This window comes from Bordetella genomosp. 1 (genome assembly GCF_002261335.1).
Taxonomy (GTDB): domain Bacteria; phylum Pseudomonadota; class Gammaproteobacteria; order Burkholderiales; family Burkholderiaceae_B; genus Bordetella.
The window spans coordinates 45,716-72,117 of record NZ_NEVL01000004.1; the positions used below are offsets into that span (position 1 = coordinate 45,716).

A 26,402-nucleotide genomic window follows, 5' to 3' on the forward strand; every position below is an offset into this window, starting at 1 on the left:
ATCATGTCCGAACCGGTCACCGTCCTGGGCGCACACGGCTTCATCGGCCGGCACCTGGTCGCCCATCTGGCGCGCCAGGGTGTCGACTGCCGGGCGTACGGCCGCGAGCCGCGCGCAAGCTACGCGCGGCCGCTCGGACACGTGATCTACGCGATCGGCCTGACCTCGGATTTCCGCCAGCGCCCGCTCGACACCGTCGAGGCCCATGTGTGCGTGCTGCGCGCGCTGCTGGCCGAAGGCGGTTTCACGAGCCTGACGTATCTGTCGAGCACCCGCGTCTACGCGGGCGCCGCCGCCACGCGCGAAGACAGCCGCCTGAGCGTGGACCCGAACGACCCGAGCGATCTCTACAACCTGTCCAAGCTCACCGGCGAGGCGCTGTGCCTGCATGGCGCCGGCGGCCGCGCCAAGGTGGTCCGGCTCTCCAATGTGGTGGGCCTGCGCGATGGCGTCGACAGCTTCATCGACCAGTTGCTCGCCGAAGGCGAGCAGCACGGCCGCGTGGCGCTGCAGACCGCGCTCGACTCGAGCAAGGACTACCTCCACGTCGACGACGCCGTGGCGCAGATCGCCGCCATCGCCCAGGCCGATGCGCGCGGCATCTACAACGTGGCGGGCGGCCAGAACGTCAGCAATGGCGAGATCGCCGCCCAGCTCACCGGCCAGTTCGGCTGGCCCGTCACGGTCCGTGACGGCGCCCCGGCCTGGCGCTTTCCCGCGATCGATATCCGCAACACGCAAGCGCTGACGGGCCTGCGCGCCCGCCCCTTCGCTGATTACTTCCCGACCTTTCTCAATCTGTACCGACAGACCAGGGGATTCTGAATGTCCTACCTCGAAACCACCCCCGACGCGCATCCTGACTACCGCAAGGAAAAGCAGGCCCGCATCGAAGGCTTTGCTTCCGACGACGCGTTCCGCGAGCTGTCCATCGCCTGGCGCACCATGGCGCTGGAACGCAAATACATGAACAACTTCTCCTGGCTCGGCCGTCCGCTGATCCAGCTGCCGCAGGACGCGATGGCGATGCAGGAGCTGATCTGGGCCGTCAAGCCGGACCTGATCATCGAGACCGGCGTGGCCCATGGCGGCTCGCTGATCCTGTCCGCCTCGATGCTCGAGCTGATCGGCCACGGCGACGTGGTCGGCGTCGATATCGAGATCCGCCAGCACAACCGCGACGCGATCGAGGCCCACCCGCTGGCCAAGCGCATCTCGCTGATCGAGGGCTCGAGCACCGACGCAGGCGTAATCGAGCAGGTCCGTGCGCACGCCAAGGGCAAGAAGAACGTGCTGGTGTGCCTCGATTCGAACCACACCCACGAACACGTGCTGGCCGAGCTCGAGGCCTACGCGCCGCTGGTCTCGCCGGGCAGCTACTGCGTGGTGTTCGACACCTTCGTCGAAGACATGCCGGCCGACTACGTCTGGCAGGATCGCGGCTGGGGCAAGGGCAACAACCCCAAGACCGCCGTGTGGGCCTACCTCGAGAAGCACCCCGAGTTCGAGATCGATCGCTCGATCGAGGACCGCCTGCTCGTGACGTCCGCGCCCGACGGCTTCCTGCGCCGCAAGGCCTGATCCGGCGATGATCCGGATCGACCCCGCCGCGCGCGTCTCCGCGCTTGCCGACATCGAGGACTCGACGCGCGGCACGCGCATCGTGATCGAGGCTGGCGCGGTGGTGGACGCCTTCGTCAAGATCAAGCCCGCGGGCGGCAGCGGCGACGTCGTCATCGGCCCCGACAGCGTGATCAACTCGGGCTGCGTGCTCTATACCGGCAACGGTATCCGCATCGGCCGGGGCGTGGCGGTGGCGGCCAACTGCACCTTCGCGCCGACCAACCACGAGTTCCGCCGCCGCGACGTGCCGATCCGGGCGCAGGGCTTTCGCCCGAGCAAGGGCGGCATCGTGATCGAGGACGACGTCTGGATCGGCGCGAACTGCGTGCTGCTCGACGGCGCCATCCTGCGCCAGGGCTGCGTGATCGGCGCGGGCTCGGTGGTGCGGGGCGAGATCCCCGCCTATTCGATCCAGGCCGGGAATCCGCTCGCGCTGCTGGGCTGGCGCGAGGAAAGCGGCGTATAGTGGCAAGCAACCCCGGCGGCAACGCCTTCGGCTCCGGTCACGCCCGCGTCATGGCGCGGGCCTACATTCCAGATATCACGCCGCCTGATCGCGGCCCACACGACAAAGGGATACGCCATGGATGACATGTCCGTCAGCAGCACCGTCAACGCCGCCCTCGCGCTGCGCGACGTCAACACGGTCCAGGAAGTGCAGGTCGCCCTGCTGAAGAAGGTGCTGGCCTCCCAGGCCGACACCATGGCCACGCTGATGCAATCGGTGCAGCCGCTGGCCGTCGACAGCAACCTCGGCTCGCGCGTCAACACCAGCGCCTGAGCCCGGCCCTGCCGCACGCCTCAAAGCCGCCCGCGGGCGGTTTTTTCATGCCTGGCCGCCGCGCCGCGAGCCGGTCGCGGGTGCCACGCCGGCCCACGACTGCGCGCAGAAACGACGAGGCCGCTCATCGAGCGGCCTCGTCGTTTGCAGCGCCTGCCAGGCAGGTGCGGCCCCTGTGACCAGGGCTTACTTCTTGCGCATCGGCGGCAGGTCCGTGCACACGCCTTCGGCGACTTCGGCGGCCATGCCGACGGATTCGCCCAGGGTCGGGTGCGGGTGGATCGTCTTGGCGATGTCCACCATGTCGGCGCCCATCTCCACGGCCAGCGCGATCTCGCTGATCAGGTCGCCCGCGTGCGTACCGACGATGCCGCCACCCAGGATGCGGTGGGTCTCGGCGTCGAACAGCAGCTTGGTGAAGCCCTCGTCGCGGCCATTGGCGATGGCACGGCCGGAGGCGGCCCACGGGAACACGCCCTTCTCGATCTTGATGCCCTGCTTCTTGGCTTCGTCTTCGGTCAGGCCGACCCACGCCACTTCCGGATCGGTGTAGGCCACCGACGGGATCACGCGCGCGTCGAAGAAAGACTTCTGGCCGGCGGCCGCCTCGGCGGCCACGTGGCCCTCGTGCACGGCCTTGTGCGCCAGCATGGGCTGGCCCACCACGTCGCCGATCGCGTAGATGTGCGGCACGTTGGTGCGCATCTGGCGGTCGACTTCGATGAAGCCGCGGTCGGTGACCGCGACGCCCGCCTTGTCGGCACCGATCTTCTTGCCGTTGGGGCTGCGGCCCACGGCCTGGAGCACCAGGTCGTAGCGCTGCGGTTCCTTGGGTGCGCCCTCGCCTTCGAAGCTGACGTAGATGCCGTCTTTCTTCGCCTCGGCGCCCACGGTCTTGGTCTTCAACATGATGTTGTCGAAGCGCGGGGCATTCATCTTCTGCCACACCTTGACCAGGTCGCGGTCGGCGCCCTGCATCAGGCCGTCGAGCATCTCCACCACGTCCAGGCGTGCGCCCAGCGTGGAGTAGACCGTGCCCATCTCGAGGCCGATGATGCCGCCGCCGATGATGAGCATTTTCTTGGGGATCTCGCGCAGCTTGAGCGCGCCGGTCGAGTCGACGATGCGCTCGTCGTCCGGCAGGAACGGCAGCTTCACCGACTGGCTGCCGGCGGCGATGATGGCCTGCTTGAAGCGGATGGTCTGGCTCTTGCCGTCGGCCGCCTTCACCGTGAGGTGATAGGGGTCGGCGAATTCGCCCACGCCGGTCACCACGGTGACCTTGCGCGCCTTGGCCATGCCGGCCAGGCCGCCGGTGAGCTTGGCCACCACGCTGTCCTTGTAGCCCCGCAGCTTGTCGAGGTCGATCTTGGGCTCGCCGAAGCTGATGCCGTGGGCAGCCAGCGCGCGAGCCTCGTCGATCACCGCGGCGTTGTGCAGCAGCGCCTTGGACGGGATGCAGCCGACGTTCAGGCACACACCGCCCAGCGTCGCGTAGCGTTCGACCAGCACGGTCGACAGGCCGAGGTCGGCGGCGCGGAAGGCGGCGGAGTAGCCGCCGGGGCCCGCGCCCAGCACCAGCATGTCGCACTCGATGTCGGCCGAGCCGCTGTACGACGCCGCCTTGGGGGCCGCGGCCTTGGGCGCGTCGGCCTTGGGGGCCTCGGCCTTCGGGGCCTCCGACTTGGCCGTATCGGCCTTGGCCGGCGCCGCCTTCGGCGCTTCCTGGGCTGCGCCCGCCTCGGCCGCCTCGATCTCGAGGACCACCGAGCCTTCGGCGACCTTGTCGCCGACCTTGACCTTGACCGACTTCACCACGCCGCCGGCCGAGGCCGGGATCTCCATCGAGGCCTTGTCGGACTCGACGGTGATCAGGCTCTGTTCGGCCTTGATGGTGTCGCCTTCGGCCACCAGCACTTCGATGACTTCGACTTCCTTGAAGTCACCGATGTCGGGAACCTTGATTTCCGTGAGTTTGCTCATCATGTCTCCCGCTTACAGCGCGATGCGGCGGAAGTCCGCCAGCAGCTGGCCGAGGTACGCATTGAAGCGCGCGGCGGAAGCGCCGTCGATCACGCGGTGGTCGTACGACAGCGACAGCGGCAGCGTCAGGCGCGGCACGAACTGCTTGCCGTCCCAGACCGGCTTCTGCGCCGAGCGCGACAGGCCGAGAATGGCGACTTCGGGCGCATTGATGATGGGCGTGAAGTGCGTGCCGCCGATGCCGCCGAGCGACGAGATCGAGAAGCAGCCGCCCTGCATGTCGGCCGGCGAGATCTTGCCGTCGCGGGCCTTCTTCGCCAGCTCGGAGGTTTCCTGCGCCAGTTCGATGATGCCCTTCTTGTCGGCGTCACGAACCACCGGTACCACCAGGCCATTCGGCGTATCGGCCGCGAAGCCGATGTGGAAGTACTGCTTGAGCACCAGCGTGTCGCCGTCGAGCGAGGCGTTGAACTCGGGGAATTTCTTCAGGGCGGCAACCACCGCCTTGATGACGAAGGCGAGCATCGTGACCTTGACGCCGGACTTCTCGTTTTCCTTGTTCAGTTGCACGCGCAACGCTTCCAGGTCGGTGATGTCCGCTTCGTCGTTGTTGGTGACGTGCGGGATCATGACCCAGTTGCGGTGCAGGTTGGCACCCGAGATCTTCTTGATGCGCGACAGCGGCTTGGCTTCGATCGGACCGAACTTGGTGAAGTCGATCTTGGGCCACGGCAGCAGGCCCAGCGCGGCGCCATCGGCCGAACCGGCGGCAGGCGCGGCGGCGCCTGCGCCCCCGGCGAGCGCCTGCTTGACGAACGAACGCACGTCATCGGCGGTGATGCGGCTCTTCGGACCGGAACCGGTGACCTTGCTCAGGTTCACGCCGAGCTCGCGGGCGAACTTGCGCACCGAGGGCGAGGCGTGGGGCAGCTGGCCCGGCTTCAGGTTGGCGTCTTCGAGGGCGGCGGTGGGCGACGGGCGGGCGGCGGGCGCCTCGCTCTGCGTCTGGGCGCGCGGCGCGGCGGCCGCGGCTTCGCGGGCCTCGGCCTTGGGCGCGTCGGCCTTGGGCGCGTCCTGCTTGGCCGAGGCGGCACCGCCCTCCACCACCAGGATCACGGAACCCTTGGCGACCTTGTCGCCGACCTTGACCTTGATCTCCTTGACCACGCCACCGGCCGAGGCCGGGATTTCCATCGAGGCCTTGTCGGACTCGACGGTGATCAGGCTTTGTTCGGCCTTGACGGTGTCGCCCACGGCGACCATGACTTCGATGACTTCCACTTCCTTGAAGTCGCCGATGTCCGGCACCGAGATCTCGACCGGGCCCGAGCCGCCCTGCGGGGCCGACTCGGCCGGGGCGGCCGCTTTGGGCGCCTCGGCGGCGGCCGGCTTGGCGGCCTCGGCCTTGGGGGCTTCGGCCTTGGGCGCCGCTTCCTTGGCGCCGGCGTCGGCGGCTTCGATCTCGAGGATCACGGTGCCTTCGGCGACCTTGTCACCGACCTTGATCTTGACCGACTTGACCACGCCGCCGGCCGAGGCGGGGATCTCCATCGAGGCCTTGTCGGACTCGACGGTGATCAGGCTCTGCTCGGCCTTGATGGTGTCGCCCGGGGCTACCAGCACCTCGATGACTTCGACTTCCTTGAAGTCGCCGATGTCGGGAACCTTGATTTCCACGATATTGCTCATGTCTGTCTACCCTCAGGCGTATTGCGGGTTGGCTTTGTTCGGGTCGATGCCGTACTTCTTGATGGCTTCGGTCACCTTGGCCGCCGGCACCTTGCCTTCGTCGGCCAGCGCCTTGAGCGCGGCCACGACCACGAAGTGGCGATCCACTTCGAAGTGTTCACGCAGCTTGGCGCGGAAGTCCGAGCGGCCGAAACCGTCGGTGCCCAGCACGCGGTACTCGCGGCCCTTGGGCACGAACGGACGGATCTGGTCGGCGAACAGCTTCATGTAGTCGGTCGAGGCGATGATCGGGCCATCGGTCTTGGCCAGCTGCTCGGTCACGTAGGCGACCTGCGGTTTCTTCGCTTCGGGGTTCAGCAGGTTGTGGCGGTCGGCGTCCAGGCCGTTGCGACGCAGCTCGGTGAAGCTGGTGACGCTCCAGACGTCCGAAGCCACGCCCCAGTCGGCGGCGAGCAGGTCTTGCGCGGCGATGACCTCGCGCAGGATGGTGCCCGAGCCGAGCAGCTGCACGCGCTCCTTGCCCTTGCCCGCCGACTTCAGCTTGTACATGCCCTTGATGATGCCGTCCACGTCGCCGGTGTTCAGACCGGGCTGGGCGTAGTTTTCGTTCATCAGGGTCAGGTAGTAATACACGTTCTCCTGGTCTTCGACCATGCGCTTCATGCCGTGCTGGATGATCACGGCCACTTCGTGCGCGAAGGTCGGGTCGTAGGACACGCAGTTCGGGATGGTCGAGGCCAGGATGTGGCTGTGACCGTCTTCGTGCTGCAGGCCTTCGCCGTTGAGCGTGGTCCGGCCGGCGGTGCCGCCGAGCAGGAAGCCGCGCGCCTGCATGTCGCCAGCGGCCCAGGCCAGGTCGCCGATGCGCTGGAAGCCGAACATCGAGTAATAGATGAAGAACGGCACCATGATGCGGTTGTTGGTCGAGTACGAGGTCGCCGCGGCGATCCACGAGCTCATTGCACCCGCTTCGTTGATGCCTTCCTGCAGCAGTTGGCCGTCGGCGGCTTCCTTGTAGTACATGACCTGGTCTTTATCGACCGGGGTGTACTTCTGGCCTTCCGGCGCATAGATGCCGATCTGGCGGAACAGGCCTTCCATGCCGAACGTACGCGATTCGTCGGCCAGGATCGGCACGACGCGCGGGCCGATTTCCTTGTCGCGCAGGATCGAGTTCAGCACGCGCACGAACGCCTGCGTGGTCGAGATCTCGCGGCCTTCGGGCGTGGGCTCCAGCGTGGCCTTGAACGCGTCGAGCGTCGGCGCCTTGAGCTGTTCGTCGGCCTTGGCGCGGCGCTTGGGCAGGTAGCCGCCCAGGGCCTTGCGGCGCTCGTGCAGGTACTTCATTTCGGGCGAATCCTCGGCCGGCTTGAAGTACGGCAGCTTCTCGATCTGGTCGTCCGGGATCGGGATGCCGAAACGATCGCGGAATTCGCGGATCGATTCGAGCTCCAGCTTCTTCTGCTGGTGGGTCGGGTTCTTGGCCTGGCCCACGTGGCCCATGCCGTAGCCCTTGATGGTCTTGGCCAGGATCACGGTCGGCTGACCGCTGTGGTTCGACGCGGCGTCGAACGCGGCGTAGACCTTGTGGGGATCGTGGCCGCCACGGTTCAGGCGCCAGATGTCTTCGTCGCTCATGCGCGAGACGGCCTCGAGCAGCTTGGGATGCTTGCCGAAGAAGTGTTCACGGACGAACTTGCCGTCGTTGGCCTTGTACGCCTGGTATTCGCCGTCGACCGTCTCTTCCATGATCTTGCGCAGGATGCCTTCCTTGTCGTGCGCAAGCAGCGGATCCCAGTAGCCGCCCCAGATCAGCTTGATGACGTTCCAGCCCGAACCGCGGAAGTCGCCTTCGAGTTCCTGGATGATCTTGCCGTTGCCGCGCACCGGGCCGTCGAGGCGCTGCAGGTTGCAGTTGATGACGAAGATCAGGTTGTCGAGCTTCTCGCGTGCCGCCAGCGCGATCGCGCCGAGCGACTCGGGTTCGTCCATTTCGCCGTCGCCGCAGAACACCCAGACCTTGCGCTTGCTGGTGTCGGCGATGCCGCGGGCGTGCAGGTACTTCAGGAAGCGCGCCTGATAGATGGCCATCAGGGGGCCCAGGCCCATCGAGACGGTCGGGAATTGCCAGAAGTCCGGCATCAGCTTCGGGTGCGGGTACGACGACAGACCCTTGCCATCGACTTCCTGGCGGAAGTGGTTGAGCTGGTCTTCGGTCAGGCGGCCTTCGAGATAGGCGCGGCCGTACATGCCCGGCGAGGTGTGGCCCTGGAAGTACACCAGGTCGCCGCCGTGGTCTTCGTTCTCGGCGTGCCAGAAGTGGTTCTGGCCGCACCCGATCATGGTGGCCAGCGAGGCGAACGAGGCGATGTGGCCGCCGAGGTCGCCGCCATCGGGCGGATTGTGCTTGTTGGCCTTGACCACCATCGCCATGGCGTTCCAGCGCACGTACGAGCGGATGCGCGATTCCAGCTCGAGATTGCCCGGGTGGGCGGGCTCGAGACCGGCGGGGATGGTGTTGACGTAGGCGGTGTTGGCCGAATACGGGATGTGCGCGCCGGAGCGGCGCGCCTCGTCGATCAGGCGCTCGAGCAGGTAGTGGGCGCGTTCCGGACCTTCACGGTCCAGAACCGCCGCCAGGGCTTCCAGCCACTCCTGAGTCTCTTGGGAGTCTTCGTCGTTGGCGGACAGAAGGCCGCCGGCCTGGTCGAGAGAGGACATCGTGTGTCTCCTGATTGGGTTTTCGGTAACCACACCCCGGCTTTACAGGTAGCGGGGTTTGATATGCGGGCGCGGCCCGCCATGCCGATCCCGCCGGGATCAGGCTCTGACGGACTGCTGAAGCCCGCATTCTAAGAAACAAGAATCGCCGCCTGCAAGCAATATTTCATGTTGCGATACGGCATTTCATAATATGAAAATACGGTCATTCGGCACGATCTGCCCGGCACCTTGCGCGTTATATCCCGGCATCTGACGCGTATTCACCGCGAGCCAGGGCGCAAATGCAGCATTCACCATGCCATGAAACGGGCGACGGCGTCATGTCGCCGCTTTGTCGCGTCGCGCCATTCGAGGGGCCTGCCCAGCCCTCGAACAAGGCGATGCCCTGGGAACGCCGGGCTGCGCTCTGTATATTGCAGCGCAACATCGATTGTGGCGGCCGCCCCCTTTGCACCGTCGGCTTCGGCGCCGTCGAACCGGACCATGGCCGGGCCGGCGCCGCCCCTTGTCGGGGTCCGGCCCGGGTCCGGGTCCGCGCGGCGGCGGGCCGCGCATCGCGAGGCCGGCCCGCTGGCGGCGCACTCCCAGGCGATCCCGCCCCCAAAACCGCGTCAGCGGCACGGCTTTACCCGTAAAATAGGCAGTCTAACGGCACGAAGTCCATGTCCAGCCCGCACAAGTCCAACATTCCGAACTCATTCCACGACCACGCCCGCCTGCGCCGGCGTGGGTTGTACTGGGTGACCCCGGCGCTCGTGCTCATCCTCTATATATGTGTGATGGGCATGTTCTTCTGGTTGCAGCGCATCCACGACGACAGCGTGATGTTCGTCACGATCGACCAGGAGCTGCGCCAGCAGCGCCTGATCTGGGTCGTGCTGGCCCTGTCCTGCGTCATCATCATCAGCCTGCTGATGCTGTGGCGCTATACCCGCTTCCGTTCCGAGGCCGAGTCCGCGCTCATCGCCGAGACCGGGTTTCGCCGCGCCATGGAAAACTCCATGTCCACCGGCATGCGCGTGCTCGACATGGAAGGCCGCATCGCCTACGTCAATCCGGCCTTCTGTCGCATGATCGGCTGGAACGAGGCCGACCTGATCGGCCGCAGCCCGCCCTTCCCCTATTGGGTGCCGGGCCGCCACGAGCAGCACCAGCACACGCTCGACGTGCTGACCTCCGGCAAGACGCCGTCCAGCGGCCTCGAGGTCGAGGCCCAGCGCCGCGACGGCTCGCGCTTCACGGCGCGCATGTACGTGTCGCCGCTGCTCGACCCCAACGGCAACCAGATCGGCTGGATGACCTCCATGACCGACATCACCGAGCCCAAGCGCATCCGCGAGGCCCTGACCGCCGCGCACGAACGCTTCATGACCGTGCTCGAGGGCCTGGACGACGCGATCTCGGTCACGGCCGACACGCACGACGGCCTGGAGCTGCTGTTCGCCAACCGCACCTACCGCCGCGTGTTCGGCGCCCAGACGGGCGGCCACGACGAACTGCTGGCCGGGCGCCGCGGCCGCTTCACCGACGAGTCGGTCGAGGTGTTCGCGCCTTCCGTGCAGCGCTGGTTCGAAGTGCACCACCGCATGCTGGCCTGGACCGACGGCCGCCGCGTGCGCATGCAGGTGGCGCGCGACATCACCGAACGCCGCAGCCACGAAGAGGCCTCGCGCGTGCAGCAGGAAAAGATCCAGCTCACCAGCCGCCTCACCACGATGGGCGAGATGGCCTCGTCGCTCGCGCACGAGCTCAACCAGCCGCTCACCGCCATCGCCAACTACAGCATGGGCGCGGTGGCGCTGGTCAAGGCCGGCCACACCAGCCCCAACATGCTGCTGCCCGCGCTCGAGAAGGCCGCTTCGCAGGCCGAGCGCGCCGGCAAGATCATCAGCCGCATCCGCGAATTCGTGAAGCGCAGCGAGCCGCGCCGCCAGCGCGTGGCCATCGGCCGCATCGTGGAAAATGCGATCGGCTTCGCCGAGATCGACGCGCGCAAGCGCCGCATCCGCATCGACAGCTTCGTGCCGTCCAACGCGCCCGACGTGCTGGCCGACCCGATCCTCATCGAGCAGGTGCTGCTCAACCTGCTCAAGAATGGCCTGGAGGCCATGGAAAAGAGCGAGTCCGACGAGCTCAAGGTCGCGGTGATTCCGCACGACCAGCAGATCGAAGTGGCCGTGGTCGACCGCGGCCATGGCCTGGCCGAACCCGAGCGTCTGTTCGAGCCGTTCTTCAGCACCAAGTCCCAGGGCCTGGGCATGGGGCTGAACATTTGCCGTACCATTATCGAGTCCCACCACGGTCGTCTGTGGGCCGACCCGAACCCCGCCGGCGGTACTATCTTCCGCTTTACCCTGCCCTGCGCCGCGCCCCTGGCCAATGCGCAGAATGATCAGTCCGAGGAGTTGCACGCATGAACACCCCCCATCTGTCGAGCACGGTATTCATTGTCGACGACGACGAAGCCGTGCGTGATTCGTTGCGCTGGCTGCTCGAGGCCAACGGTTACCGCGTGCGGGCGTTCTCCAGCGGCGAAACCTTCCTCGACGAATATGACGCCTCCCAGGTCGGCGTGCTGATCGCCGACGTCCGGATGCCCGGCATGAGCGGCCTGGAGCTGCAGGAGCAGCTGATCGCGCGCAACGCGCCGCTGCCCATCGTCTTCATCACCGGCCACGGCGACGTGCCGATGGCCGTGTCGACCATGAAGAAAGGCGCGATCGACTTCCTCGAGAAGCCGTTCAACGAATCCGACCTGCGCGAGATCGTGGCGCGCATGCTCGAACAGGCCGTGCAGCGCGTGAGCAAGCACCAGGCCCAGAAAGACCACGAAGCCATGCTGGCGCGCCTCACCGCGCGCGAGCAGCAGGTGCTGGAGCGCATCGTCGCCGGCCGCTTGAACAAGCAGATCGCCGACGACCTGGGCATCAGCATCAAGACCGTCGAGGCGCACCGCGCCAACATCATGGAAAAACTCGAAGTGACCACCGTAGCAGATCTGATGAAAGTGGCCCTGGCGAAGCCGGAGGCAACCGCATGAGCCAGGCAGTGACCCGCGCGGCCCGCCTTCTGGAGGCCTCGTACCAATGACCGCACGCATCATCGATGGCGCCGCCCTGTCGCAGCGCATCCGTACCGAAGTCGCCGACCGCGTCGCCGCCCTGACCGCGCGCGGCCACCGCCCCGGCCTGGCCGTGGTCCTCGTGGGTGAAGATCCCGCCTCGCAGGTCTATGTGCGCAACAAGGTCGCCGCCTGCGAAAAGGCCGGCCTGCATTCGGTCAAGGAACAATACCCGGCCGACATGAGCGAAGCCGAGCTGCTGGCCCGCATCGACACGCTCAACCGCGATCCGTCGATCCACGGCATCCTGGTGCAGCTGCCGCTGCCCAAGCACATCGACGCGCACAAGGTGATCGAGGCCATCGCGGCCGAGAAAGACGTCGACGGCTTCCACATCAGCAACGCCGGCCTGCTCATGACCGGCCAGCCGCTGTTCCGTCCGTGCACGCCCTACGGCGTCATGAAAATGCTCGAGTCCGAAGGCACCGTGCTGCGCGGCGCCGAGGCCGTCGTGGTGGGCGCCAGCAACATCGTGGGCAAGCCCATGGCGATGCTGCTGCTGGCCGCCGGCGCCACGGTCACGCTGTGCAACTCCAAGACCCGTGACCTGGGCGCCCAGACCCGCCGCGCCGACGTGCTCGTGGTGGCCACCGGCAAGCCCAACATGATCACCGGCGACATGATCAAGCCCGGCGCGATCGTGATCGACGTGGGCATCAACCGCGGCGCGGACGGCAAGCTCTGCGGCGACGTCGAGTTCGCCAGCGCCAAGGAAGTGGCCGGCGCCATTTCGCCCGTGCCGGGCGGCGTGGGCCCCATGACCATCGCCATGCTGCTGGTCAACACGGTCGAAGCCGCCGAACGCGCGGCCGGCTGACCCCACCCGGGGCGCCGCCCGCCGCGGCGCCCCTTCCCCGCGTGACCCGCCTTGTTTTCCCCCGATCCGCCCCCAACTCACACGCAAGCCGTCCCGCTCGCGGGTCACCTTTCGACGTTTTCTGGAATCGCGCGATGACCAATCCCCTGCTCGCACCCGTGGCCGACCTGGTCGACTACGCCGCCGTCAAGCCCGCGCACATCGTGCCAGCCATCGAGGAGCTGCTCGGTCTGGCGCGCAAGGCCGTCGATCACGCCGCCGATCCGGCGCTGGCCCCCACCTGGGAGGCGGTGGTCGAACCGCTCGACACCACCTCCGAACGCCTGTGGCGCGCCTGGTCGGTGGCCGGCCACCTCAACGCCGTGGTCAACACCCCCGAGCTGCGCGAGGCGTACAACGCCGCGCTGCCGCTGGTGACCGAGTTCTCGACCTGGGTCGGGCTGCACGAAGGCCTCTACCGCCAGTACCAGCGCCTGGCCGCCGCGCCCGAGTTTGCCGGCTGGGATCCGGTGCGCCGCCGCGTGGTCGAACTCGCGCTGCGCGACTTCCGCCTGAGCGGCGTCGAGCTCACCGGCGCCGCGCGCGAACGCTACGCCGCGATCTCCGACCGCGAAGCGCAGGTGTCGCAGAAGTTTTCCGAAAACGTGCTCGACGCGATCGACGCCTGGTCGCTCTATCTCGACGACGACAGCCGCCTGGCCGGCATTCCGGCCGACGTGATCGCCGCCGCGCGCGAAGAGGCCGAACAGGACGGCAAGCCCGGCTACAAGCTGACGCTCAAGATGCCCTGCTTCCTGCCGGTCATGCAGTACGCGCGCGACCGCGCCCTGCGCGAAACGCTGTACCGCGCCTACGGCACGGTGGCCTCCGAACAGGGCGCGACCGAGTTCGACAACTCGCCGCTGATCGAGGAGCTGCTGGCCCTGCGCGCCGAAGAGGCCGGGCTGCTCTCCTACGCCAACTTCGCCGAGCTGCGCCTGCAGACCCGCATGGCCCGCGACGCGGCCGAAGTCACCACCTTCCTGCGTGACCTCGCGGCCCGCGCCAAGCCGCATGCCGTGCGCGATCTCGACGAGCTGCGCGACTTCGCGGCACGCGAGCTGGGGCTGCCCGAGCTGCAATCCTGGGACGTGGGCTTCGCTTCCGAGCGCCTGCGCGAGGCGCGCTACGCCTATTCCGAAGACGAGATCAAGCAGTACTTCACCGAGCCGCGCGTGCTGGCCGGCCTGTTCGAGGTGATCGAGTCGCTGTTCGACGTGCGCCTGCGCGAAGTGCCGGTGTCGTCGTGGCACGCCGACGTGCGCGGCGTGCAGGTCGAATCGCCCGAGGGCGCCGTGATCGGCCACCTCTACCTAGACCTCTACGCCCGCGCCGGCAAGCAGAGCGGCGCCTGGGTCGACAGCGAACGCAGCCGCCGCCGCACCGCCGCCGGCCTGCAGACCCCCATCGCCTACCTGACCTGCAACTTCTCGCGCCCGAGCGGCGGCAAGGCGGCGCTCCTCACGCACGACGACGTCATCACGCTGTTCCACGAAACCGGCCACGCGCTGCATGCGCTGCTCTCCGAGGTGGACGAGCCGGGCGTCGCCGCCTTCGCCAGCGTCGAGTGGGACGCCATCGAGCTGCCCTCGCAGTTCATGGAAAACTTCTGCTGGGAATGGTCGGTGGTGCAGAAGCTGTCGGCCCACGTCGACAGCGGTGCGGCGCTGCCGCGCGAGCTCTACGACCGACTGGTTGCGGCGCGCAACTATCAGAGCGGCATGCAGACCGTGCGCCAGATCGAGTTCGCGCTGTTCGACATGCTGATGCACGATCGCGCCAAAGGCATGCCCATCGCGGACGTGCTGGCGCTGCTGCAACAGGTGCGCGCCGAGGTCGCGGTGCTGTTCCCGCCGGCCTGGCACCGCCTGCCGCATGCCTTCTCGCACCTGTTCGCGGGTGGCTACGGCGCGGGCTACTACAGCTACAAGTGGGCCGAGGTGCTGTCGGCCGACGCCTATGAGGCCTTCGAGGAGGCGGCCGCGCGCAAGGGCGACGCGGCCGGCACGCTCGACACCGAGACCGGCCTGCGTTTCCGCAAGGAAGTGCTGGCGGTGGGCGGCGCGCGCCCGGCGGCGGAGTCGTTCGCGGCCTTCCGCGGCCGCGCGCCGCGCATGGATGCGCTGCTGCGCCACAGCGGCATGGGCGAGCAGCCCGCCTGATCGGCCCGCAACGCCAGGCCCACGGGCCGGACCTGCCTGCGCGCCGGTCCGGCCCGTCTGCTTTGCGGCCCCCGCTTGATCTTGCGCAGGGGCGCGGCAGGCGGACCCTGACCAGGGGCGGCGCGCGGCACGCTAGAATCGGGACAGCCGTGCGCGTCACGCCGGATGCCGCGCGCGGCCGAGCCCGCCACGCCGTCCGCACGACGCCGTCAGCCCCTTTTCCCGAGCCCACCATGTCTGTTGTCGAGCAGCCCGTGTCGCCGTCCCGTCCTGCCCCCGTCTCCGGCGCGCGCCGCCGCCTCCTGCACGGCGCCGCGGCGCTCTGCGTGGCCGGCCTGCTGTCGGCCTGCGGCGACCGCAATGTCGACTGGACGCTGTACAACGTGCGCGGCCACCTGCCCGACCTGAAGTTCAGCCTGCAGGCGGCCAACCACCAAACCGTGACCGAGGCGGCCCTCAAGGGCAAGACGGTGCTGTTGTTCTTCGGCTACGCCAGTTGTCCGGATGTGTGCCCGACCACGATGGCGCAGCTGACCACCGTGCTCAACGAGCTGGGCGAACAGGCGCGCGACGTGCGCATCGTGTTCGTGAGCGTCGACCCCCATCGCGACACGCCGGAAATCCTGCAGGCCTACGTGAACGCCTTCAATCCCCACACGCTGGGGCTGACCGGCAACGAACGCCAGGTCGCCGACCTGGCGCGGCGCTATCGCGTGGCCTACCAGATCGAGAAGCCCAGGCCGGGCGACGACGCCGAGACCTACGAAGTGACGCACAGCCGTGGCGTCTACATTTTCGACAACCAGGGCCGCGCCCGCCTGCTTGCCTCGGACACCGACACGGTGCCCGCAATCGTCAAGGATTTGAGACTGTTGCTGGACCAGACGGGCTGATCCGCTCTGGCACCAGTTGTTACACCCACGCCGCGCGGGCGCTGGGTATCATGATCTCAACCGGGGGAGGTCCCCGGACGTCTGCCAGGAGGTCGCATGAGCATCATCATCATGATCATCGTCGGTTTCATCGTCGGTTTGATTGCGCGCGCAATCATGCCCGGAGACCAGCCCATGGGCATCATCCTGACCACGATCCTCGGGATCGTCGGCGCGGTCGTCGCCGGCTTCCTGGGCCAGACCCTCGGCTGGTACGCTCCCGGCGAACCGGCGGGCTGGATCGCATCGGTGATCGGCGCCATCATCGTGCTGTTCGTGGTGGGCATGTTCGCCAAGAAGCGCGGCTGACGCCCGCGGGGCCGGTCGCGGCCCCGCGCTGAAGCACCAAGGCCTGAACCCGTTCCCCGGGCTCAGGCCTTTTTGTATGCGTGCGCAGCGGCGAGCGCAGCGGCGAGCGCAGCAGCGGGCGCAGCAGCGAGCGCAGCCTCGGGCGCAAGCGCGCCCGCCGCGCCCCGCCTCAGTTGAAGCCCGCCACCGCGTGCGGCACGTAGTCCCGCTCGAGGCGCGCAATCTCGTCGGGGGTGAGCCGCAGGTCGAGCGCCGCCACCGCGTCTTCGATGTGGCCCGGCCGGCTCGCGCCGATGATGGGCGCGGTCACGGTGGGCTGGTGCAGCAGCCAGGCCATGGCGACCTGGGCCCGCGCGACGCCGCGCGCCTGCGCGACCTCGCCGACCGCGTCGATCACGCGCCGGTCGGCCTCCTCGGTGCCGCCGTACATGCGCTGGTAGACCTCGTCCTTGCGGGCGCGGTCGCTCACCTCGGCCGCGTCGCGCGTCAGGCGGCCGCGCGCCAGCGGGCTCCAGGGCAGCACGCCGATGCCTTCGGCCGCGCACAGCTTGAGCATTTCGCGCTCTTCTTCGCGGTACAGCAGGTTGTAGTGCGGCTGCATGGTCACGAAGCGCGTCCAGCCGTGGCGATCGGCCAAATACAGGGCGCGCGCGAACTGCCAGGCATGCATCGACGAGGCGCCGATGTAGCGCGCCTTGCCGGCGCGCACCACGTCATGCAGCGCCTCCAGCGTTTCCTCGATCGGCGTGTCGTAGTCCCAGCGATGGATCTGGTAGAGATCGATGTAGTCGGTGCCGAGCCGGCGCAGGCTGGCGTCGACCTCGCGCAGGATGGCCTTGCGCGACAGACCCCCGCCATTGGGGCCCTCGTGCATGGGGAAATAGACCTTGGTGGCGATCACCACGTCGTCGCGGTTGACGTACTCCTTGAGGGCGCGGCCGACGAATTCCTCGCTGGTGCCATCGGAATAGCTGTTGGCGGTGTCGAAGAAGTTGATGCCGGCGTCCAGCGCCTGGCGCAGGAACGGCCGGCTTTCGGCCTCGCCGATGGTCCAGGGATGCTTGCCGCGCAGCGGCTCGCCGTAGGTCATGCAGCCCAGGCACAGGCGCGACACTTTCAAACCGGTACTGCCCAGATTCACGTATTGCATGGTTTCTCTCGATCGGAGCCGGCGCGCGCGCCGGAAGGAACGCGGCCCCCGCAGGGGCCGCCGTGGCGTCGCGAGGGCCTCAGCCCTTGAAGCGCGCCGGATCGGGGCCGAGCCGGCCGCCTTCGGGGATGGCGTCGATCGCGGCCATGTCGGCCTCGCTCAGTTCGAAGCCGAACACGTCGATGTTGGCGCGGATGCGCGACGGCGTCACCGACTTGGGAATCACGATCAGGCCGCTCTGCAGGTGCCAGCGCAGGATGACCTGGGCCGGCGTCTTGTCGAGCCGCTGCGCGATGCCCGCGATCACGCCGTCATGCAGGGCCTCGCCCTGGCCCAGCGGGCTCCAGGATTCGGTGGCGATGCCGTGCTCGGCATGAAAGGCACGCAGCTCGCGCTGGGCAAAGCCCGGATGCAGCTCGACCTGGTTCACCGCCGGCACCACGCCGGTCTGGTCGATCAGCAACTGCAGATTCTCGCGCGTGAAGTTGGACACCCCGATCGAGCGGGCGCGGCCGTCTTCCTTCATCTCGACCATGGCGCGCCAGGCGTCGAGGAACTTGTCGCTGCCGGCCACCGGCCAATGGATCAGATACAGGTCGACATAGGCCAGGCCCAGCTTCTGCAGGCTTTCGTCCATCGCGCGCTGCGCGGCCTCGTAGTCGTGCTTGTCGTTCCACAGCTTGGTGGTCACGAACAGCTCGCGGCGGCCCACGCCCGCCGAACGCAGGCCCTCGCCCACGCCGGCCTCGTTGCCATAGATCGCGGCGGTGTCGACCGAACGGTAGCCCGCGGCCAGCGCCTCTTTCACGGCCGCCGACGCCTGGTCGTTGGGCACCTGCCAGACACCCAGCCCCAGCTGCGGCATCTTGTTGCCATCGTTCAATGTGATTGCGGGGACTTTCGCCATTACCACCTCCGGATGCAGTGAGACGCCGGGCACAAACGCTGTGCGGCGCGCTTGGGTCAGGGCCCCGGGCCGGTCGCGGGCGTCGCCGCCGCTCCGGGGACATGGGCTTGATGATACCGCCTGGGCGAAAATCGGGCCGCAATCTCCCCGCGCCGCGCCGGGAAACGCAGATTGCCCGGCGCGCGCAGGCCCTGCGCGAGCGTCACTCGATCTCGATGCCCGCTGCCTCGATCAGCGCGCCCCATTGCTTGCTGTCGCGGCGCACCACGTCGGCGAGCTGCTGCGGCGTGCTCGACACGAACGCCACGCCCTGCGACTCGAACTTCTGGTTGAGCTCGGGGTTGCGCAGGGTCTCCACCACCGCCTGGTTGAGCTTGTCCAGCACGGCCGGCGGCGTGCCCGCCTTGGCGAAGAGCGCGTACCAGGTGGTGTACGACATGCCCGGCAGCGTCTGCGAAATGAGCGGCAGCTTGCCGGTGTCGGCGCCCTGGCTCGGCGCGCTCATGGCCAGCGCCCGCACCGACCCCTTGTCGATCATGGGCTTGAGCGACGGCATGCTGGAGAACAGCGCCTGCACCTGGCCCGACGCGAGATCGGTCAGGACCTGCGAGGTGCCGCGATACGGCACGTGCACCACGTCGACCTTGGCCTGGTTCTTGAAGAGCTCCATGCCCAGATGCGCCACGCCGCCCACGCCGGCCGAACCGAAGTTGACCTTGCCGGGGTGCGCACGCGCGTAGTCGATCAGCTCCTGCACCGACTTGACCGGCAGCCCCGCGTTCACGACCAGCACGTGCGGGCTTTCGGTCAGCAGGCTCACCGGCGCCAGCAGCGTCAGCACGTCCTTGCCCTGCATGGCCTTGGACGGGATGGTCATGTTGCCCGAGGCCGGCATCAGCAGCGTGTAGCCATCGGCCTCTGCGCCCAGCACCTGGTTGAGGGCCGGCACGCCATGGCCGCCGCCCGCATTGACCACCACGACCGGCTGGCCGAGCCTGTCGCCGAACAACTTCGCGAACTCGCGGCCGACCATGTCGGCCGGGCCGCCCGCCGCGAACGGCACGACGAGCCGGATCGGCCGCTCGGGATACTCGGCATGGGCCTGGCCCAGGGGCACGAGGCCCGCCATCAGGGCGATCGCCCCCACTGCGTGTTTCAGCAACATTGTCTTCCTCCTGTTGGTTATCGCTGATTATTTTTCGTCGCCGCGCGCGTCAGCCGGCCGGCGCGATATCGATCTCGGCACCGGCCAGCGCCGCGTCGAGCCAGGCCGGCCGCAATTCGCCGCGCGCGATGGCCGCCATGCGGCGCGCCTCCAGCCCGCCCTTCGCCTGCGCCGCCGCGACCAGGGCGGCGCTCTCGACCGCGCCGAACACCACCACGCCGTCGTCGTCGCCCAGGATCCAGTCGCCCGGCGCGACGGTGACGCCGCCGCACTGGATCGGATGGTTGACCCGGCCGCCGCCGGCCTTGTGCGGACCGGCCGGCGACAGCGCCGCGGCAAACACGGGCAGGCCGCCGGCGCGCAGTTCGGCCGCGTCGCGCATGGCCCCGTCGATCACCACGCCGGCGATGCCGGTGGCCAGGGCCTGGGCGCACATGATGCCGCCCATCAGCGCCCGGTCGGCATAGCCCTGGCCGTCGATCACGAGCACGTCGCCCGGACGCGCGAGGGCCAGCGCGGCATGGATCGCGAGGTTGTCACCGGCTGGCACCGCGACGGTGAGCGCGCGGCCGCGCAACAGCCAGCCCGGGCGCAGCGGCTTGATGGCCGCGCGCATCGTGCGTGCGCCCACGTCGGCCAGCAGCGTGCTGCACAGCCCTTCGGCAAAGACATCGGTCATGGCGCTCACTCCACCAGGCTCGAGACGACGGCGGGAAAGATGCTCTGGTAGGCCTCGCCGTAGCGGTTGCCGGCGTGCTTGCCGCGGCGGCCGGCCTGCGCGCCGCGCTGCTGCGCGACCCGCTCGTAATAGGCCCACAGATTGCGCTGGGTCGGCATCGCCTGCATGGCCTGCCACTTCTGTTCCCACACCTCGGTAATGTCGAGCAGCACGTTGGGCTTGAAGCCGCACAGCTCGGTCTGGTGCGGCTCGAAGCACAGGATCTGGGGCGGCACCACGAAGTCGCTGCCGTGGCCCGGCGCCATGGCCTGCATGCGCGCGCGCAGCGTCATTTCGAAGGTGCGGCAATGATCGAGGTTCGAGGGGTCGTGCTCGGGATGGGTCAACACCACCGAGGCCCGGGTCCGGCGCAGCACCTCGGAGATGCGGCGCACCGAGTCGGCCGACTCCGGCAGGGGATAGTCGCCCAGGTCGTGGAAATCGAGCGTCTGCACGCCCAAGATGCCGGCCGCGGCCTCGGCCTCGGCGCGCCGCTGCGCCTTGACCGCGTCGCGGCTGACGTCGCCCTGCCAGGCCGAATTGGACTCGCCGTTCTCGCCGTAGCTCAGGCACACAAGGTGTACCGCCACGCCACGACGCGCATGCAGCGCCATCGCGCCGCCGCAGCGCCACACGAAATCGCCCACATGGGCCGTCACCACCAGCATTGCACCCGACATTTCCGTCTCCAGCGTTCGAATGGCATCATTATATTTTTCCGAAACGTCGTTGTACTCAGTACAATTAGCGAGCAAACAAGCGGATCATGGAGGTATGCGTGGGAAATGAAGGTGTCGTCGCCGTCGAACGGGCGCTGAGCGTGCTCGACTGTTTCCGCCCCGGAGCCGAGCATCTGTCGCTGGCCGATTTCACGGCGCGGCTGCCCTTGCACAAGACCACGATCTTCCGGCTGCTCAATTCGCTGGCGCGCTGCGGCTACGTGCTGCGCGAGGCCGACGGGCGCTATGCGCTCGGGCCGCGCGTGCTCTACCTCGCGCGGGTGTACGAGCGCAGCTTCGATCTGTCGGCGGTGGTGATGCCCGTGCTGGAGCGGCTCTCGGCCGAGACCGGCGAGAGCGCGGCGTACTACGTCGAGGGCAAGCAGCCCGGCGAGCGCCTGTGCCTGTTCCGCCATCAGCCGCACGAGGGCCTGCACAGCCAGGTGCTGGCCGGCAGCGTGATGCCGCCCGACAAGTCCTCGACCGGCCGCGTCTTCGCCATCTGGGCCCAGGGCGGCCCGCGCGGCGACGACGCCCTGCCCTTTTTCTCGTGCGGCGCGCGCGATCCCTACACGTCGTCGTGGTCGGCGCCGATCGTGGGCAACGAAGATCTGTTCGTCGGCGCGCTGACCATCGCCGGGCCCTCCGTGCGCCTGAAGACGGTGGACGCGAAGCAGTTCGCGGCCATCATGCTGGCGCGCGCCGACGAGCTGGCGCGCCGCCTGGGCGCCTCGGCGGACGTGCGCGACATGCTGTACGGCCCGCAGAGCGCGCCGTAGCGGCTGCCCGCTAGCGCGAGCCCGTCCTGATCCGGCTCATGCTCACCAGCGCCGCCAGCAAGGCAAAGCCGGCGCCCACATAGACGCTGGCCAGCGCGCCCGCGGTGCCGAACGCATGCAGGAGAAACGCCACCACGGCGGCCCCGGCCGATTGGCCCAGCAGCCGCGCCGTGCCCAGCATGCCGCTGGCCGCGCCGCTGCGGGTCTGCGGCGCGGCGCCGATCATGGCGCGATTGTTGGCCGGCTGGAACAGGCCGAAGCCCAGGCCGCACAGCGCCATGGGCAACAGCACGCTCGTGATCGAGGTGGCCGTCGGCAGCAGCGCCAACGCCAGCATGCCCACGCAAAGAATGGCCATCCCGGCCGCGCCGAGCACGCCGGCCGGATGGCGATCGGCGAGGCGGCCGGCGAAGGTGGCCGTGCAGGCCAGCATCAGCGGCCACGGCGACAGCATCAGGCCGGCGTCGACCGCATTGAAGCCCAGCACCAGCTGGAAATAGAACGGCAGGCCGACGAAGGCCAGCATCTGGGCGCAGAACGAGCAGAGCGAGGTCAGCACCGACAGCCGGAAGATAGGGATGCGCAGCAGGTCCAGCGGCAGCAGCGGCGCGGCGTCGTGCCGCAGCCGGCGCACCAGCACCGTGCCGCAGGCCAGCGCCACGGCCAGCGGCAGCAGCACGGCCACCATGCCCAGGCCATGCGAGACGTTGACGATGGTGAGCATCCCGGCGCCGAACGTGGCGGCGCTCAGCAGCGCGCTGATTCCGTCGACCCGGACGTCGCGGCGATCGCTGTGCGGCAGCGCACGCCAGCCCAGCGCGGCGGCGGCGGCGGCCCCCGGCACGCCGATGGCGAACAGCCAGTGCCAGCTGCCCAGCGCCAGGATCACGCTGGCCGCGATCGGCGCGATGGTGGATGCCAGCGCCGCCACCGTCGCATTCACGCCGATGGCGCGGCCGAACAGCTCGCGCGGCACGGAATAGCGCAGCAGCGCCAGGTTCACGCTCAGCACCCCGGCCGCCGCGAGCCCCTGCAAGGCGCGCGCCACCGTCAGCAGCAGCAGGCTCGGCGCCAGCGCGCTGCACAGCGCCGCGAACGCGAACAGGCACAGGCCGGCCAGGTAGACGCGGCGGTAGCCCACGATCTCGCCCAGCGCGGCGAACGGCAGCAGCGCCATCACCACCGCCAGCTGATAGGCGTTGACGACCCACACCGACAGCGCCGCGTCCACGCCCAGATCCTGGGCGATGGTGGGCAGCGCCACCGCCGCGATCACCCCGTCCATCACCGTGAACAACACCCCGAGGGTGCAGGTCAGCACCGCCATGCGCCGGCGCGCCCCGTCCAGCCCGTTGGCCGCCACCCTACTCTGTTGCATCGCTCTCATCCACCCTGTCCGCCAAGCCCGGCATTATGCATTGGCCGGCCACGGGCGACGGGCGGGCGCCCTTCCCGACCGCACATTGCCGCGTGGGGGCATTCGACTGCCTGACAGCCGGGTGCTGGATAATGCTTCGGTTTCTTCCATCCTTGCCGCCGCCCGGCGCGCGGCGCGCATCCACCCCCATGTCCGCCACCGATCCCACGCCACCCCGCAGCAACCTGGCCACGCTGCGCACCCTGCTGCCCTACCTCTGGCCCAAGGGCGAGACCGGACTGAAGCTGCGCGTCGTGCTGGCCGTGCTGAGCCTGCTCATCGCCAAGGCCGCGCTGGTCTACACCCCGATCCTCTACAAGTCGGCCATCGACGCGCTGAGCGCGGGCGCGCCGGGCGCGGTCACCGTGCCGCTGGGCCTGATCCTGGCCTACGGCGCGGCGCGGGTCCTGTCGCTGTTGTTTTCCGAATTGCGCGACGCGGTGTTCGCGCGGGTCGCGCAGCACGCGATCCGCGCGGTGGGCCTGCAGATCTTTCGCCACCTGCACGCGCTCGCCCTGCGCTTCCATCTCGCGCGCCAGACCGGCGGCCTGACCCGCGCCATCGAGCGCGGCACCAAGGGCATCCAGACGCTGCTCACGTTCCTGCTGTTCAACGTGCTGCCCACGTTCTTCGAGATCGGGCTGGTCTGCGTGGTGCTGTGGAAGCTGTTCGACGGCTGGCTCGCGCTCGCCACCGGCGCCACCGTGACCCTGTACCTGGCCTACACGCTGATCGTGACCGAGTGGCGCGCGAAGTTCCGCCGCGAGATGAACGAGATGGACTCGCAGGCCAACACCAAGGCCATCGAGAGCCTGCTCAACTACGAGACGGTCAAATACTTCGGCAACGAGGAACACGAGGCGCGCCGCTACGACACCTCGCTGCGCGCCTACGAACGCGCCGCCGTGCGCAGCCAGGTGAGCCTGTCGATCCTCAACATCGGTCAGGCCGTCATCATCTCGGTGGGCCTGACGCTCGTGATGTGGATGGCGGCACGCGGCATCGCCGACGGCCGCTACACGCTGGGCGATTTCGTGCTGGTGAACACCTATCTGCTGCAGCTCTACGACCCCCTGTCGTTCTTCGGCTTCATCTATCGCGAGATCAAGCAGGCCCTGATCGACATGGAACGCATGTTCGAGCTGCTGGGCCAGGACCGCGAGGTGGCCGACGCGCCCGGCGCGAAGCCGCTGGTCACGCAGGGCGGCCGCATCGAATTCCGCGACGTCTCGTTCGGCTACGACCCGCGTCGCCCCATCCTGCAGGGCGTGAGCTTCACCATCGAGGCCGGCAAGACCGCGGCGGTGGTCGGGACGTCCGGCGCCGGCAAGTCCACCATCGCGCGCCTGATGTTTCGCTTTTATGACGTGGACGGCGGCGCGATCCGGGTCGACGGCCAGGACCTGCGCGAGGTCACGCAGGCCAGCCTGCGCGCCGCCATCGGCGTGGTGCCGCAGGACACCGTGCTGTTCAACGACACGATCCGCTACAACATCGCCTATGGCCGGCCCGGCGCCACCCAGGAAGAGGTGGAGCAGGCGGCCCGCCTGGCGCACGTGCACGAGCTCATCATGAGCATGCCGGAGGGCTACGACACCATCGTGGGCGAGCGCGGCCTGAAGCTCTCGGGCGGCGAAAAGCAGCGCGTCGCGATCGCACGCACCATGCTGAAGAATCCCTGCATCTTCCTGTTCGACGAGGCGACCAGCGCGCTGGACACGCACACCGAACGCGAGATCCAGGCCAACCTGCGCGAGGTCAGCGCCGGGCGCAGCACCCTCATCATCGCGCACCGCCTGTCCACCATCGCCTATGCCGACGAGATCCTCGTGCTGGGCGGCGGGCAGATCCTGGAGCGCGGCCGCCACCACGAGCTGCTCGCCAGGAATGGCATCTACGCCGGAATGTGGGCGCGGCAGCAGGAAAACGCGCGTACGGGCAACGACGAGCCGGTGCCGGCCGACGAGGCCTGAGGCCGCGCTCGCCAGAGGCGGCGCGCCCGGCCGGGACGCGCCGCATCATCCAGCCGGTACACTGGCGTCTGTTCCTTTTCCCACGCCGGTTTTGCCATGTCCGATACCCCCGCCCAGCGCGTCTGTGCCGCCGCCGACCTCGTCAACGGCGGGCTCGGCGTGAAGGTGCCCGCCACCGACGGCACCCACGAAACCACGGTGTTCTTCGTGCGCTACCAGGATCGCGTGTTCGGCTATCTGAACCGCTGCACGCACGTCGGCGTCGAGATGGACTGGGAAAACAGCTTTTTCACGCGCGACGGCGCGCTCATCATGTGCGCCTGGCACGGCGCCACCTATCACCCCGACACCGGCCTGTGCGCCGGCGGGGCCTGCCGCGGCAGCAAGCTCACGGCACTGCAGGTCGAGGAACGCGACGAGGCCCAGGGCCGCGCCGTCTACTGGCTGCCCGCGGGCAAGATCCAGCCGGTCAAGGCCGACGCACCGGCGCCCGACGCGGCGGCGCCCGCCTGACGTTCACTCGGGCAAGGGGTCGGGCACGCCCTCTTCGTCCACGCTGCGCACCCGGTCCAGCGCGTTGCGCGCGGCCGACATCGCCTCCACCGTGCTGCGAAAGCGCCGAGTGACGAAGATCTCGAACACCAGGGGCTCTTCCGGTTCGGGCGCGGCCACAAGTTCCGCGTCTTCCGCGGACTCGCCCTCCGCCGCTTCGGCCGCCTTCTGCGCCTTGGGATCGGCCTTGGGCGGCACGCGGCGGCTTTCGATGAAGGCACGCGGCGGCGATCCGTGCTCCGGCGGCACCGCATAGGCCACCAGTGCGAAATCGTTGATCACTTTCTCCGCCATCACGCCCTCCGTCCACCACATGCCCGGCCACGCCGTAATCCATGCTTAACGGCAGGCAGCCGGGCAAACTTAATGGCGCGCAGGCGAGCGGCCAACGACAATGCCGGCCCGACGCTTACGCGTGGCCGGCAGGCATGGATCATGGGGAGGGGGCTGGTTGCGCGGCGCGGATCGCGCGATGCGGTGGGCGCAACCCAAGCCGGATGCGATGGCAGCCCAACGTGCAAGCTGCCCGCGCATCAGGCTTGTCAGGGTGCCAGGCGAAAGCCCAGGTCCACGCCCCACTTGTCGGTTTCACGCAACCACTTCGCGCCGCACTCGATGCAACGGAAATGGTCTTCACGGTTTTCCTCGCGACCCTTCTGGGTCGGGCTGGTGAAACCTTGGTGCCCCATACGGTGGTGCGGCTGCACACCCGCTTGCCCAGGGTAAATCGCCTGGCACGCAGGACACATCACACTCATGGCTCGCTCCCTTCACAATAATTGCCAAATTGTAAGGGATTTCGACCCATCAGCTGTTGCGGTAACGTTTTACGACCGCGAAAG

Annotated in this window: 24 protein-coding genes; 13 read left to right on the forward strand and 11 right to left on the reverse strand. The window is 68.4% G+C overall.

The genetic code is table 11. From position 1 onward, the window contains the following. Nucleotides 1–3: 3 nt before the first annotated feature. The 4 genes from CEG14_RS17140 to CEG14_RS17155 all read left to right on the forward strand — a co-directional run bounded on the left by CEG14_RS17140 (nt 4) and on the right by CEG14_RS17155 (nt 2,404). Entirely contained in the window at nt 4–825 is an 822-nt protein-coding gene (locus CEG14_RS17140; protein WP_094827637.1) for an NAD-dependent epimerase/dehydratase family protein, read from the forward strand. Then, nucleotides 826–1,581 carry a cephalosporin hydroxylase family protein gene (locus tag CEG14_RS17145; RefSeq protein ID WP_094827638.1) on the forward strand — a complete coding sequence of 252 codons (756 nt, stop codon included), beginning with the start codon at nt 826–828 and terminating at the stop codon, nt 1,579–1,581. Between the two features lie 7 nt (nt 1,582–1,588). Beyond that, complete coding sequence (locus tag CEG14_RS17150; RefSeq protein ID WP_094827639.1) at nt 1,589–2,089, forward strand: acyltransferase; 501 nt, start codon at nt 1,589–1,591, stop codon at nt 2,087–2,089. Nucleotides 2,090–2,206: 117 nt separating this feature from the next. Next, complete coding sequence (locus CEG14_RS17155) at nt 2,207–2,404, forward strand: putative motility protein (RefSeq protein WP_094827640.1); 198 nt, start codon at nt 2,207–2,209, stop codon at nt 2,402–2,404. A 186-nt stretch (nt 2,405–2,590) separates the two neighbouring features. Here the strand turns inward: CEG14_RS17155 and lpdA are convergent, their stop codons facing one another. Genes lpdA through aceE form a run of 3 tightly spaced genes read right to left on the reverse strand, consistent with a single transcriptional unit; the run spans nt 2,591 to nt 8,797 of the window. Further along, complete coding sequence (gene lpdA, locus CEG14_RS17160) at nt 2,591–4,387, reverse strand: dihydrolipoyl dehydrogenase (protein ID WP_094827641.1); 1,797 nt, start codon at nt 4,385–4,387, stop codon at nt 2,591–2,593. A 12-nt stretch (nt 4,388–4,399) separates the two neighbouring features. Next, entirely contained in the window at nt 4,400–6,076 is a 1,677-nt protein-coding gene (gene aceF, locus CEG14_RS17165) for a dihydrolipoyllysine-residue acetyltransferase (protein WP_094827642.1), read from the reverse strand. A gap of 12 nt (nt 6,077–6,088) precedes the next feature. Further along, complete coding sequence (gene aceE / locus CEG14_RS17170) at nt 6,089–8,797, reverse strand: pyruvate dehydrogenase (acetyl-transferring), homodimeric type (RefSeq protein WP_094827643.1); 2,709 nt, start codon at nt 8,795–8,797, stop codon at nt 6,089–6,091. 665 nt (nt 8,798–9,462) lie between these two features. Between aceE and CEG14_RS17175 the strand changes: the two genes are divergently transcribed. From CEG14_RS17175 to CEG14_RS17200, 6 genes are all read left to right on the forward strand, one after another. Further along, nucleotides 9,463–11,217: a PAS domain-containing sensor histidine kinase gene (locus tag CEG14_RS17175; RefSeq protein ID WP_094827644.1), complete on the forward strand. Its 1,755-nt coding sequence runs from the start codon at nt 9,463–9,465 to the stop codon at nt 11,215–11,217. Further along, nucleotides 11,214–11,840: a response regulator transcription factor gene (locus tag CEG14_RS17180; protein ID WP_094827645.1), complete on the forward strand. Its 627-nt coding sequence runs from the start codon at nt 11,214–11,216 to the stop codon at nt 11,838–11,840. Before CEG14_RS17175 ends, CEG14_RS17180 begins: the two co-directional genes overlap by 4 nt. A 46-nt stretch (nt 11,841–11,886) precedes the next feature. Further along, on the forward strand, nt 11,887–12,738 hold the full coding sequence (gene folD / locus CEG14_RS17185; protein WP_094827646.1) for a bifunctional methylenetetrahydrofolate dehydrogenase/methenyltetrahydrofolate cyclohydrolase FolD: 852 nt from the start codon (nt 11,887–11,889) through the stop codon (nt 12,736–12,738). A 134-nt stretch (nt 12,739–12,872) separates the two neighbouring features. Then, the gene (locus CEG14_RS17190) at nt 12,873–14,939 is read left to right on the forward strand and encodes a M3 family metallopeptidase (RefSeq protein WP_094827647.1); all 2,067 of its coding nucleotides are present in this window, start codon (nt 12,873–12,875) and stop codon (nt 14,937–14,939) included. A 233-nt stretch (nt 14,940–15,172) separates the two neighbouring features. Beyond that, entirely contained in the window at nt 15,173–15,832 is a 660-nt protein-coding gene (locus CEG14_RS17195) for an SCO family protein (protein WP_094827648.1), read from the forward strand. A 96-nt stretch (nt 15,833–15,928) separates the two neighbouring features. Next, nucleotides 15,929–16,180, forward strand: coding sequence for a GlsB/YeaQ/YmgE family stress response membrane protein (locus CEG14_RS17200; RefSeq protein WP_094827649.1), 252 nt, complete (start codon nt 15,929–15,931; stop codon nt 16,178–16,180). 169 nt (nt 16,181–16,349) lie between these two features. On the opposite strand, the gene CEG14_RS17205 is transcribed toward CEG14_RS17200, so the two are convergent. The 5 genes from CEG14_RS17205 to CEG14_RS17225 form a co-directional block, all read right to left on the reverse strand. Next, on the reverse strand, nt 16,350–17,330 hold the full coding sequence (locus CEG14_RS17205; protein WP_094827650.1) for an aldo/keto reductase: 981 nt from the start codon (nt 17,328–17,330) through the stop codon (nt 16,350–16,352). Nucleotides 17,331–17,409: 79 nt separating this feature from the next. Then, complete coding sequence (locus CEG14_RS17210; RefSeq protein ID WP_094827651.1) at nt 17,410–18,237, reverse strand: aldo/keto reductase; 828 nt, start codon at nt 18,235–18,237, stop codon at nt 17,410–17,412. 202 nt (nt 18,238–18,439) lie between these two features. Then, complete coding sequence (locus tag CEG14_RS17215) at nt 18,440–19,402, reverse strand: Bug family tripartite tricarboxylate transporter substrate binding protein (RefSeq protein WP_094827652.1); 963 nt, start codon at nt 19,400–19,402, stop codon at nt 18,440–18,442. A gap of 49 nt (nt 19,403–19,451) precedes the next feature. Further along, nucleotides 19,452–20,081: an RraA family protein gene (locus tag CEG14_RS17220; protein WP_094827653.1), complete on the reverse strand. Its 630-nt coding sequence runs from the start codon at nt 20,079–20,081 to the stop codon at nt 19,452–19,454. Between the two features lie 5 nt (nt 20,082–20,086). Beyond that, nucleotides 20,087–20,800, reverse strand: a complete 714-nt coding sequence (locus CEG14_RS17225) for a PIG-L deacetylase family protein (RefSeq protein ID WP_094827654.1) — start codon at nt 20,798–20,800, stop codon at nt 20,087–20,089. Between the two features lie 98 nt (nt 20,801–20,898). Between CEG14_RS17225 and CEG14_RS17230 the strand changes: the two genes are divergently transcribed. Continuing rightward, nucleotides 20,899–21,618 (forward strand): IclR family transcriptional regulator, encoded by a 720-nt coding sequence (locus tag CEG14_RS17230; RefSeq protein WP_094828256.1) that lies wholly within the window; start codon nt 20,899–20,901, stop codon nt 21,616–21,618. Between the two features lie 10 nt (nt 21,619–21,628). Here the strand turns inward: CEG14_RS17230 and CEG14_RS17235 are convergent, their stop codons facing one another. Then, the gene (locus CEG14_RS17235) at nt 21,629–22,996 is read right to left on the reverse strand and encodes an MFS transporter (RefSeq protein ID WP_256985810.1); all 1,368 of its coding nucleotides are present in this window, start codon (nt 22,994–22,996) and stop codon (nt 21,629–21,631) included. 188 nt (nt 22,997–23,184) lie between these two features. Here CEG14_RS17235 and CEG14_RS17240 point away from each other — a divergent pair, with 188 nt between their 5' ends. Further along, complete coding sequence (locus CEG14_RS17240) at nt 23,185–25,008, forward strand: ABCB family ABC transporter ATP-binding protein/permease (protein WP_094827656.1); 1,824 nt, start codon at nt 23,185–23,187, stop codon at nt 25,006–25,008. Nucleotides 25,009–25,104: 96 nt separating this feature from the next. After that, complete coding sequence (locus CEG14_RS17245) at nt 25,105–25,521, forward strand: Rieske (2Fe-2S) protein (RefSeq protein WP_094827657.1); 417 nt, start codon at nt 25,105–25,107, stop codon at nt 25,519–25,521. 3 nt (nt 25,522–25,524) lie between these two features. On the opposite strand, the gene CEG14_RS17250 is transcribed toward CEG14_RS17245, so the two are convergent. After that, on the reverse strand, nt 25,525–25,854 hold the full coding sequence (locus CEG14_RS17250) for a hypothetical protein (RefSeq protein ID WP_094828257.1): 330 nt from the start codon (nt 25,852–25,854) through the stop codon (nt 25,525–25,527). A gap of 248 nt (nt 25,855–26,102) precedes the next feature. Further along, nucleotides 26,103–26,318 carry a hypothetical protein gene (locus CEG14_RS17255; protein WP_094827658.1) on the reverse strand — a complete coding sequence of 72 codons (216 nt, stop codon included), beginning with the start codon at nt 26,316–26,318 and terminating at the stop codon, nt 26,103–26,105. Nucleotides 26,319–26,402: the final 84 nt, after the last annotated feature.